Source organism: Spongiactinospora gelatinilytica (assembly GCF_003236385.1).
GTDB lineage: Bacteria > Actinomycetota > Actinomycetes > Streptosporangiales > Streptosporangiaceae > Spongiactinospora > Spongiactinospora gelatinilytica.
Map to the genome: position 1 here is coordinate 1 of NZ_POUA01000274.1, position 10,740 is coordinate 10,740.

Here is a 10,740-nt window from a genome sequence, read left to right on the forward strand (position 1 = left end):
GCCCCCAGTCGCGCGCCTGGACGCAGCTCTGCAGCAGGTAGCAGCCCGGTATCCAGGCCGACCCCGCCTCGGTCTCCCCCGCGAGGGCCGCCCCGGCCGCCTCGTCCAGCAGCCGCATGCCCTCCCCGACCTCGCCGCGATCGACCCGCGCGACGCCGGACAGCGCCATCCCCTGCACCTCGAGGTCTGAGGACCCGAGTCCCCTGGCCGCGGCCACCACCTCCTCGGCGTGCTTGATCGCGGTCTCGCCGTCGCCGCGCAGCCGCGCCGCCACCCCCTCGAACAGCGTGAGCAGCGCGCCCTCCTTCCCTGGCGACACGCCCTGGAGCAGCCGCCTGCCTTGCCGGAACCAGCCTTGGGCCACCGCGTGCCTGCCGTGCAGTTGGAGGGCGCCGTTGCCCAGCCAGGCCGCCGACCGCGCCGCGCCGCGCACGTCGCCCACCGCCCGGTAGGAGCGGTACGCCTGTTCGTACCGCTCGGCCATCTCCGCGTCGTCGTCCAGCCACCAGGCGGCCGCGGCGACCCCTTCGGCCGCCTGAGCGCGCTCGCGCTCCCCCACCGCCGCCTCAAGGGCCCCGGCGAACTCCCGCCGGGCCCACCGCCACGCCCCCTGGCTCAGCCACGTTCGCCCCTGACTCAGACGTTCCCAGATCATGGTCACCCCGCTCATACTTCCCGCGCGGCCCGCGTCCCCGCGGGCATCCGGAGGCCACATGAGGTCATCTGGAATCGTCCGGCGTCACTCGGCGCGCAGTGCGGCGACCGGGTCGAGCCGGGCCGCGCGCCGGGCCGGTGCCACGCCGAAGAAGACCCCGACGGCCACCGACACGCCGAAGGCCAGCAGCACCGACCACAGCGTGATGGTCGCCGGGACGGGCGTGACGGCGTCGATGAGCAGCGATCCGCCGACGCCCACCAGGATGCCCAGCACACCGCCGATCGTGGTCAGCAGCACCGCCTCGATGAGGAACTGCGTGAGCACGTCGCGCTGCCTGGCCCCGAGGGCCTTGCGCAGGCCGATCTCACGGGTCCGCTCACGGACGCTGACCAGCATGATGTTGGACACGCCGACCCCGCCGACCAGCAGTGAGATGCCCGCGATGGCGGTGAGCACCCCGGTGAGCATGCCGAGCACGCTGCCGATGGTGCCGAGCAGCTGGGTCTGGGTGACGGCGGAGAACCGCTCACCTGGGTGGCGTTCCTCCAGAGCGGCGACGACGCGCCGGCGCAGCGGCTCGATCTCGTCGGGGCCGGTCGCGCCGATGGCGATGCCGTTGATCCTGGACAGGCCGAGCAGCCGCTGGGCGGTGGTGACCGGGATGTGGACCTCCTGGTCGCGGGCCACGCCGAAGGTGGCCCCCACGGTCTCGTAGACGCCGACCACCCGGAACCGCGCCCCGGAGATCGTCGCCTGCCGTCCGATCGGGTCGATGTCGCCGAACAGGCGGGAGGCGACCTCCGAACCCAGCACGGCGACCCGCCGCCGGGTGTCCACGTCGGTCTCGCTGAGGTGGCGGCCCTTGGCCAGCGGACGGTCGAAGATGTTGGGGATGTTCTCGTCGGTGCCGGTGATCGTGACGAACGCCTCGTTGCGGCCGACCCTCATTGTCTCCCCCGAGGCGACCGAAACCGTGACGCGCGACGGGTCGCCGACGGCCCGCCGTACGTGGGCGGCGTCCGCCAGGCCGAGTCGGCTCTGCGTGGGCAGCGCGCCGACCCCGATCTGCCCCGGGACGACCAGGATGATGTTGCTGCCCAGCCCGGCGATCTCGCTCTCCACGGCGTCCTTGGCGCCGGTGCCGATGGCCACCAGGACGACCACGGCCAGCACGCCGACGATCACCCCGAACATGGTGAGCGCGCTGCGCAGCCGGTTGACCCGCAGGGCCTCGGTGGCCATCAGGAACGCCTCGCGGGCCCTCATCGTGCGTCCTGTTCGATGCGGCCGTCGCGGACGTGGATGCGCCTGCTCGCGCGGGCCGCGACCTCCGGCTCGTGGGTGACCAGCACCACGGCCACGCCCTGATCGGCGTTGAGCCCGGCCAGGATGTCCATCACCTCGGCCCCGTTGCGGGTGTCGAGGTTGCCGGTGGGCTCGTCGGCGAGCACCACCTTGGGGTCGCCGACCAGGGCGCGGGCGATGGCCACCCGCTGCTGTTCGCCGCCGGACATCTGGGCGGGGCGGTGGGTCAGCCGGTGGCCGAGCCCGACCGCGGTCAGGGCCGCCCTGGCGCGGGTACGCCGCTCGGCCGCGCCGACGCCGCGGTAGACCAGTGGCAGCGCCACGTTGTCCAGCGCCGAGGTGCGGGGCAGCAGGTGGAAGGACTGGAAGACGAATCCGATGGTCTCGTTGCGGAGTTCGGCGAGCCCGGCCTCGGACAGCGTGGCGACGTCCACGCCGCCGACCCGCAGGGTGCCGGAGGTCGGCCGGTCCAGGCAGCCGAGCAGGTGCATCAGGGTGGACTTGCCCGAGCCCGAGGGGCCGATGATGGCGACGAACTCCCCCGACTCGATGCACAGGTCCACCCCGCGCAGCGCCTCGACGGCCACTCCGTCGGCCTGGTAGGAGCGGCGCAGGTTCTCGCCCTCGAAGGCGGGCGGCGCGGTCGCGGGGGCGGTCACGGCAGCTTCTGGCCCTGCCGTACGGCGTCGGCCCCCTTGACCACCACCTGCTCGCCTTCGCGCAGCCCGGTGAGGACCTCCACCAGCGCGTCGCCCTGCGCGCCCAGCCGTACGACGCGGCGTTCGGCCGCTCCGCCGCGCACCGCCCACACCACGCTGTCGCGCCCGCTGGTCACCACCGCCGAGGCCGGTACGGCCAGCGCGCTCGGCGACTCCCGCACGGTCAGCCGGGCCACCGCGCTCATGCCGGGCTTGGGCGCGGGGGCCTTCCTGCCGTCGTCGAACCGGCCCGCCCCGAGAGTGAGCCTGACCGGGTAACTGACCCCTCCGGTGGTGCCCGCCATCGGGGTCACCCCGACCCCGGTGACCTTGGCCGTGTAAGTGGCCCCCGGCACGGCGTCGAGTTCGATCTGGGCGGCGGTGCCGCGCTCGACGAGCAGGACGTCGGTCTCGTCCACGTCGGCCGAGATGGTCAGCTCGGAGATGTCGGTGACGGTCACGATGGCGTCGCCGGCCGAGACCGGCACGCCCGTGGCGACGGCCGGCCCGCCGCCGGACGCTTCCCCGCCCTGCGGGGCCTGGGTGGGCAGCCCGGCGGGAAGCCGGCCGAGCAGCCCGCCGAGCGCGTCCGTGGCCCCGCCGCCGCCCGACGAACGGCCGAGCGTCACCACCCCGTCGAACGGGGCCTTGATGGTGAGGCCCTTCACCACCGACTCGGCCGTCTTGACCGCCGCCTTCGCCTGGCTCCGCGAGGCCGCCTGGAGCGAGGCCATGGAGGAGGTGAGGCTGCCGAGTCCGGTGCTGAGCTGGCCGGTGAGCTGGGACAGCACGCCGTTGACCGAGCGGGTCAGGTCTTTTGTGATCGCGCCGAGCGCGGCCCGCTGGGCGCGGTGCCGGCGTTCGGCGAGGTCGATGGCGGCGATCAGGCGCTTGCGCGCGGTGGCGTCGCCGACCTCGCGGGCGGCGGACCTGGCGCGGGCGAAGTCGCGGCTGACCTTGCGGTCCAGGCCCGCGAAGGCGCGCCCGTCCAAGCCGCGCAGCGTGGGCGCGGCGAACGCGGGACGGGGGGCCGAGGGCGCGGACGCGAGCCGTTCGGCGCGCCTGGCCTGGGACAGCCGCCCCTTGGCCTCCGGGGAACTGATCTTGGCGAGCACATCGCCCTTGGCGACGGTGTCGCCGTCGCGGATGTGCAGTTTGGTCAGCGTGCCCGCGGCGGGCGCGCGCAGGGTGGCCGCGGCCCGCGCGCCGATGGTGGCGGGGGCCTCGACGACCTCGCTCACCGGGGCGCGGCGGGCGGCGCCGAGCTGGATGCCCGACGGTTCTTCAGCGGTGCAGCCGGCGAGCGCGAGCACGACGAGCAGCGGGGGAATGCCGCGACGAATCGTCACCTGATCAATGGTAGGGTTCGACCCCCTCGCCTCAGCAGGCCCCCTTTACCCGCTGGTATTCACCCGGCGGCGAGCTGGCTGCTGCGGTCGCGGGCGGCCTCGATCGCGGCCAGGAAGGCCGCGCGCACGCTGTGCCGTTCGAGCTCGGCGATGGCGGCGATGGTCGTGCCGCCTGGCGAGGTGACCGCCTCGCGCAGGATGACCGGGTGCTCGCCGGAGTCGCGCAGCATGATGGCCGCGCCGACGATCGACTGGGTGACCATGTCGAGCGCGGCGGCGCGCGGCATGCCGAGCAGGATGCCGGCGTCGACCATGGCCTCCACCAGGTAGAAGAAGTAGGCCGGGCCGCTGCCGGACAGCGCGGTCGCGGCGTCCTGCTGCGACTCGGGCACCCGCAGTACCTTGCCGACCGGCTGGAGGAGGTCCTCGGCCAGCTTCAGGTGCTCCTCGCCGGCACCCGCGCCCGCCGAGATGACGCTCATCGCCTCGTCCACCAGTACCGGTGTGTTGGACATCACCCGCACCACCGGGACATCCTCGCCGAGCCTGGCCTCCACGAACGCGGTCGTGATGCCGGCCGCGGCCGAGATCACCAGACGGCCCGCGGGGACGTAGGGGGCGATCTCGTCCAGCAGGGTCGCCATGTCCTGGGGTTTGACGGCGAGGATGAGGGTGTCGGCGCGCTTGGCGGCCTCGGCGTTGGACACCACCCGCACGCCGTACTGCCGGGTCAGCGCCTCGCCGCGCTCGGGGCGGCGGACGGTCGCCAGCAGCTCGCCGACCGGGACACCGGCACGGACCAGGCCGGACAGCAGGGCCTCGCCCATCTTGCCCGCGCCGAGAATCGCGATCATGGTTCCACCTCGCTGTATGACGTCCGCAAGCCTACAGACAGTATCCGGGCAGCGGTCATCAGGTAGCGTGCGGTGATGCTGAGGCTGAACGAGGGACACGCACGCGGGTTCCGTCTCGCCCGGCAGCGGCTGGTACGGCCCGCGCCGCTCGGCGCGCTGCCCGGCGTGGCCGGGGCCACCGCGATCCAGCACAGTCCGCCGGGCTCGGCGGCCCAGTCGCTGCACGTCCGGCTCGACGGGCTCACGCCCGAGCACGTCAGCGCCGCGCTGACGCGGGACAAGACCCTGGCGCAGGTCTGGAGCCTGCGGGGCGCGCCGCATGTGATGGGCGTGGCGGACGTTGGAGTTTTCACGACGGGGCTGCTGCCCGACGACGAGGACTCCTGCCGCCACTTCATCCAGGGCGCCGAGCGGCATCTGGCGGCCTTCGGGCTGAGCGCGAGCGCCGCCGTGCAGCACACGCTGGAGGCGCTCGGGCCCGCCCTGGACGGCCGCGCCCTGACCAAGGACGAGCTGGGCGTGGCGCTGGCCGAGCAGGTCACGACACGCGTTCCGGAGACCCGCCAGGGCCCGTGGGAGGAGCCCGACGGGCTGGGCCGCAACACTCACGGGCAGAGCCTGGTGCGCTACGCGCTCTACGTCGCCGGGCTGTACGGCACGGTGTGCTTCGTACCGGAGGGGCCGGGAGCGGCGCGGTTCGCGCTGACCGAACAGTGGCTGGGGGCGCCGGCGCCCGCCTGGGACCTCCGGCTCGCCCGCGCCGAACTGCTGCGGCGCTACCTGCGCTGCCACGCGCCTGCGACGTTGCGGGAGTTCGCGGCCTGGTCCGGCGTGTCGCCGGCGTACGCGTCCCGGAGCTGGGAGCTGCTGGCCGGGGAGCTGACGGAGGTCCGGTACCGTGACACCCCCGCCTGGGTCCTTTCCGCCGACACGGACCTGCTGGCCGACCCGCCACAGGCCACCGGAGTCCGGCTGCTGCCGCCGTACGACCCCTACCTGGCCACCCAGGACCGCACCGGCCTGCTCCCGGGCCCGGCGTCGCGGCGAAAGGTCTGGCGCACGGTCGGCAACCCGGGCGTGGTCCTGGTGGACGGCGAGATCGCGGGCCTGTGGCGGCCACGCAAGCAGGGCAGGCGGCTGACGCTACGGGTCGAGCCGTTCGCCCCCCTGTCCCCGACGGCCAAGGCCGACATCAACGACGCCGCCGACGCCCTCGCCCCCTTCCGCGGCGCAGCCACGGCCACCGTGACCCTGGACCCCTAGCGCAAGCCCCACGACCACCCCTGCTCCTGATCGGCACTGTGGACGTGGCGGCTCGCGCCCCGCTGAGGCTCAGCGCGCCCGGCGTGGCCCGGCGCACCACCTGCCGCTGACCGCCTCGGCCAGCGTGCGGGCCAGGTAGGGGTACCAGTTGGGCCCGTACGGCACGCGGACCCGCACCATCGCCCCGAGCCCGGCCATCCGCCGCTGTTCGGCCGGGCGCACGCCGTAGCGCGCCTCGAACTCGAAGTCGTCCGGCCGCCGCTCGTTCACCACGGCCAGCGCGGAGGCGATGTCGACCAGGCACCTGTCCTGCGTGGCGACCACCGGGTGGCCCTGCCCGGCCATCAGCACCTTCAGGCACCGCACGTAGGAGGCGTCGATCTCCTTGGGACTCTTGAAGGCCACCGAGGCGGGCGCGTCGTGGCCGCCCCTGCGCAGCCGTACCCGGGAGCCCTCGCCGGCCAGGGCGCGGCACTGGTCCTGTGCCCTGCGCAGGTAGGACTGGACCGTCGCGCCGACGCCCGGGTACTCCTTGCGCAACTCCTCCACCAGGGCCAGGGCCGGCTCGACCAGCGGGTGTTCCTCGGCTCCGAAGGTGACCGTGGCCCCCGCGCCGAAGGCCGCCGCGCAGACGCGCGCCGCGTTGTCGTTGGCCGGCCGCTCGGCGTCGCGGCCGGGCAGGCGCACGCCGAGCGCGGAGGGCCGCAGCGCGATGTCGGCCCCGGCGGCCAGCCCCGCGCCGGCCAGCCGGTCGATCAGCGCGAGCTGGGCGCGGACCTCGGCCTCCGCGCCGCGCTCGTCGGTGACCTCGGGGCCGAGGTGGTGGAAACCGACCGCGAGACCCGCCTCGCGCAGCTCACGCGCCACACGAACGGCGTCGTCCGGCGTGTCGCCCGCGATCCGGTGGCGGGCGGCTTGGACACTGGGCGGGAAGGAGGTCGCGGCGACCTCGGCGCGCCCGCTGCGCGCGAGCGCGAATAGAACCTGACGCAGCACGGTGCTCCACCTCTGTTGCTCGCTCTGTGGCCGGGGCCGGAAGCGTGGAGGGGTCCTGTCCAGGGTAGAGCGCCGGCGCGCGGCGTGACCTGAACCACAGGTCCGGGCGATTCGTTGAAAGGGTATGCGGATGATGACGGCGACGATGGTGGCGGGATGCGTGCTGTTCGCCCTCGGCTGCGGGACCGATCGCGGCCCCGGCACGGACTCCGCCACCCCCACTGACAAGACCGTGACCCAGACCGTGACCACCACCCCGTCGATTCCGGGCCCCGGCTCCCCCCAGCCGGTCGAGCCCAAGGGCGACACGATCGATCCGCGCCCGGTGCCGTGGATCAGCGCCACCCCCGAGGCGGGCGGCGAGCGCCTGCGGCTGGTGTGGTGGTCCGGCGTGGAGCCCTGCCGTACGCTCGACCGGGTCGAGGTCGACGAGAGCGCGGCGGAGGTGAAGGTGACCATCTACGAAGGGCCCGCCCGCGACGCCCAGAACGTCGCGTGCATCGAGATCGCGGTGCAGAAGACCACGACGGTCACGCTGAAGGCCCCGCTGGGCGACCGGAAGGTCGTGGACGGCGCCAGTTGAGGAGTTCTGCTGATCGGCGGGAATGCGGCCGCGCGCACATGAGTTGAGTCCGGTAGGCTCAAGTCGTTTGACGAAGAGCCAATGTAAGCATCAGTATGAGTCGGACCGACTCAACTTTGACTACAAGGACGTACTCATGGCACGTGCGGTAGGTATCGACCTGGGGACGACCAACTCCGTCGTCTCGATCCTTGAGGGCGGTGAGCCCACCGTCATCGCCAACGCGCAGGGTTCGCGGACCACCCCGTCCGTGGTCGCGTTCGCCAAGAACGGCGAGGTCCTGGTGGGCGAGGTCGCCAAGCGGCAGGCCGTCACCAACGTCGAGCGGACGATCCGGTCGGTCAAGCGCCAGATGGGCACCGACTGGTCGATCGAGATCGACGGCAAGAACTTCACGCCCCAGCAGATCAGCGCCTTCATCCTGCAGAAGTTGAAGACCGACGCCGAGGCTTACCTCAGCGAGAAGATCACCGACGCGGTGATCACCGTTCCGGCCTACTTCAGCGACGCCCAGCGCCAGGCCACCAAGGAGGCCGGCACGATCGCGGGGCTCAACGTCCTGCGGATCATCAACGAGCCCACCTCCGCCGCGCTGGCCTACGGCCTGGACAAGGAGAAGGACCAGACCATCCTGGTCTTCGACCTCGGCGGCGGCACGTTCGACGTGTCCCTGCTCGACGTCGGCCAGGAGGACGGCCACGGCTTCGTCGAGGTCAAGGCCACCAGCGGTGACAACCACCTGGGCGGCGACGACTGGGACCAGCGGGTCGTGGACGAGCTGGTGAGCCGGTTCAAGAACGCGCACGGCGTCGACCTGGGCAAGGACAAGATGGCCCTCCAGCGGCTGCGCGAGGCCGCGGAGAAGGCCAAGATCGAGCTGTCCAGCCAGGCCGAGACCACGATCAACCTGCCCTACATCACGGCCTCCTCCGAGGGCCCGCTGCACCTGGACGAGAAGCTCACCCGCGCGGAGTTCCAGCGCCTGACCACCGACCTCCTCGAGCGCTGCAAGGGCCCGTTCCAGCAGGTCATCAAGGACGCCGGGATCAAGGTCGCCGACATCGACCACGTGGTCATGGTCGGCGGCTCGACCCGCATGCCCGCGGTGAGCGACCTGGTCAAGGAGCTGACCGGCGGCCAGGAGCCCAACAAGGGCGTCAACCCCGACGAGGTCGTCGCGATCGGCGCGGCCCTCCAGGCGGGCGTGCTCAAGGGCGAGGTCAAGGACGTCCTGCTGCTCGACGTCACCCCGCTGTCCCTGGGCATCGAGACCAAGGGCGGCATCTTCACCAAGATCATCGAGCGCAACACGACGATCCCGACCAAGCGCTCGGAGGTGTTCACCACCGCCGAGGACAACCAGCCGTCCGTGGGCATCCAGGTCTACCAGGGCGAGCGGGAGATCGCGGCCTACAACAAGAAACTCGCCACGTTCGAGCTGACCGGCATCGCGCCCGCGCCGCGCGGCATCCCGCAGATCGAGGTCACCTTCGACATCGACGCCAACGGCATCGTCAACGTCTCGGCGAAGGACCTCGGCACCGGCCGCGCCCAGTCGATGACCATCACCGGCGGCTCCGCGCTGCCCAAGGACGACATCGAGCGCATGATGCGCGAGGCCGAGTCCTACGCCGAAGAGGACAAGGCCCGCCGCGACGAGGCCGAGACCCGCAACAACGCCGACGCGCTGGCCTACCAGACCGAGAAGTTCCTGCGGGAGAACGACGACAAGGTCCCCGGCGACGTCAAGACCGAGGTGAACGACTCGCTCGCGGAGCTGAAGAAGGCCCTTGAGGGCACCGACACGGCGGTGATCCGCACCGCGGCGGAGAAGCTCGCCACGGTCAGCCAGAAGATGGGTACGGCGATCTACGCCCAGCAGCAGGCCCAGGGCGGCGACGGCGCTCAGCCCGGCCCGGACGGCTCCCCCGGCGGCGGTCCCTCGGGCAAGGCCGACGACGACGTGGTCGAGGCCGAGATCGTCGATGACGAGCCCAAGGACCAGCAGCCCAAGCGAGACCAGTGACACCGCTGTGGCGAGGGGAGCGATCAGTGAACACGCGTGAGAACGGGCCCGACCAGGAGCCGGTGATCCGCGACAAGCGCAAGATCGACCCGGAGACGGGTAAGGCACGCGAGACGGCCGCGGGCGGCGCCGAGGAGCAGGCGCCCCCTCAGGCGGCGCCGGCCGACGGCGCCGCCGCACCGACCGGCGACATCGCCGACGATCTTGCCGAGCGCACCAGAGATCTTCAGCGGCTCCAGGCCGAGTACGCCAACTACCGCAAGCGGGTGGAGCGCGACCGGGTCGCGGTGCGCGAGCAGGCCACCGCGGCCGCGCTGGCCGAGCTGCTGCCGGTGCTCGACGACATCGGCCGGGCACGCGAGCACGGCGAGCTGACCGGCGGTTTCGCCAAGGTCGCCGAGTCGCTGGAAGGGGTGGTCACCAAGCTGGGGCTGTCGGCCTTCGGCGCCAAGGGCGACCCGTTCGACCCGACCGTCCACGAGGCGCTGATGCACAGCTACTCGCCGGACGTCACGGAGCCGAGTTGCGTGGAGATCTTCCAGCCCGGCTACCGGATGGGCGAGCGAGTGATCCGCCCCGCCCGGGTGGCGGTGGCCGAGCCGGCCGAGCCGGGCGCAGCCGAGGGGGAGGCCGCCGCCCAGGCGGAGGCCCCGGCCGACCCGGAGCCGGGCGGGCCCGGCTCCGGTTCCGACGACAACTGACAGCTCACCCCTCCTAGTGCTAAGGACGACATAGATGAGCACCAAGGACTACTTGGAGAAGGATTACTACGCCGTCCTTGGTGTGCCGAAGACCGCCACGGCCGAGGAGATCAAGAAGGCATACCGCAAGCTGGCCAGGCAGTACCACCCGGACGCCAACCAGGGCGACACCAAGACCGAGGCCAAGTTCAAGGAGGTCTCGGAAGCCTACGACGTCCTGTCCGACACCAAGCGCCGCAAGGAGTACGACGACGCGCGGGCGTTGTTCGGCTCGGGCGGCCTGGGCGGCTACCAGGGGCTGTCTCTT

General features: G+C 72.5%; 11 protein-coding genes. 5 read left to right on the plus strand and 6 right to left on the minus strand.

What is annotated here, in order from left to right; genetic code table 11:
* The 5 genes from C1I98_RS27630 to proC all read right to left on the minus strand — a co-directional run.
* On the minus strand, nt 1-655 hold a 655-nt coding region (locus C1I98_RS27630; protein ID WP_199537263.1), incomplete at its 3' end, for a hypothetical protein.
* A gap of 84 nt (nt 656-739) precedes the next feature.
* The gene (locus tag C1I98_RS27635) at nt 740-1,924 is read right to left on the minus strand and encodes an ABC transporter permease (RefSeq protein ID WP_111170339.1); all 1,185 of its coding nucleotides are present in this window, start codon (nt 1,922-1,924) and stop codon (nt 740-742) included.
* On the minus strand, nt 1,921-2,622 hold the full coding sequence (locus C1I98_RS27640; protein ID WP_111170340.1) for an ABC transporter ATP-binding protein: 702 nt from the start codon (nt 2,620-2,622) through the stop codon (nt 1,921-1,923). The genes C1I98_RS27635 and C1I98_RS27640 overlap by 4 nt, the downstream gene beginning before the upstream one ends.
* A complete protein-coding gene (locus C1I98_RS27645) occupies nt 2,619-4,010 on the minus strand; it encodes an efflux RND transporter periplasmic adaptor subunit (RefSeq protein WP_111170341.1) in 1,392 nt (463 codons plus the stop codon). The genes C1I98_RS27640 and C1I98_RS27645 overlap by 4 nt, the downstream gene beginning before the upstream one ends.
* 59 nt (nt 4,011-4,069) lie before the next feature.
* Nucleotides 4,070-4,882: a pyrroline-5-carboxylate reductase gene (gene proC / locus C1I98_RS27650; RefSeq protein WP_438672110.1), complete on the minus strand. Its 813-nt coding sequence runs from the start codon at nt 4,880-4,882 to the stop codon at nt 4,070-4,072.
* Between the two features lie 57 nt (nt 4,883-4,939).
* On the opposite strand from proC, the gene C1I98_RS27655 reads away from it, so the two are divergent.
* A complete protein-coding gene (locus C1I98_RS27655) occupies nt 4,940-6,127 on the plus strand; it encodes a winged helix DNA-binding domain-containing protein (protein ID WP_146607660.1) in 1,188 nt (395 codons plus the stop codon).
* 69 nt (nt 6,128-6,196) lie between these two features.
* Here the strand turns inward: C1I98_RS27655 and C1I98_RS27660 are convergent, their stop codons facing one another.
* The gene (locus tag C1I98_RS27660) at nt 6,197-7,123 is read right to left on the minus strand and encodes a proline dehydrogenase family protein (RefSeq protein ID WP_158558203.1); all 927 of its coding nucleotides are present in this window, start codon (nt 7,121-7,123) and stop codon (nt 6,197-6,199) included.
* 130 nt (nt 7,124-7,253) lie between these two features.
* On the opposite strand from C1I98_RS27660, the gene C1I98_RS27665 reads away from it, so the two are divergent.
* The 4 genes from C1I98_RS27665 to C1I98_RS27680 form a co-directional block, all read left to right on the plus strand.
* Nucleotides 7,254-7,706, plus strand: coding sequence for a hypothetical protein (locus C1I98_RS27665; RefSeq protein WP_233508246.1), 453 nt, complete (start codon nt 7,254-7,256; stop codon nt 7,704-7,706).
* Between the two features lie 136 nt (nt 7,707-7,842).
* Nucleotides 7,843-9,732: a molecular chaperone DnaK gene (gene dnaK, locus C1I98_RS27670; protein WP_111170346.1), complete on the plus strand. Its 1,890-nt coding sequence runs from the start codon at nt 7,843-7,845 to the stop codon at nt 9,730-9,732.
* A 26-nt stretch (nt 9,733-9,758) separates the two neighbouring features.
* A complete protein-coding gene (gene grpE, locus C1I98_RS27675) occupies nt 9,759-10,433 on the plus strand; it encodes a nucleotide exchange factor GrpE (RefSeq protein WP_111170347.1) in 675 nt (224 codons plus the stop codon).
* Nucleotides 10,434-10,467: 34 nt separating this feature from the next.
* Nucleotides 10,468-10,740 (plus strand): DnaJ domain-containing protein (locus tag C1I98_RS27680; protein ID WP_158558204.1); only part of this gene is annotated, 273 nt, incomplete at its 3' end.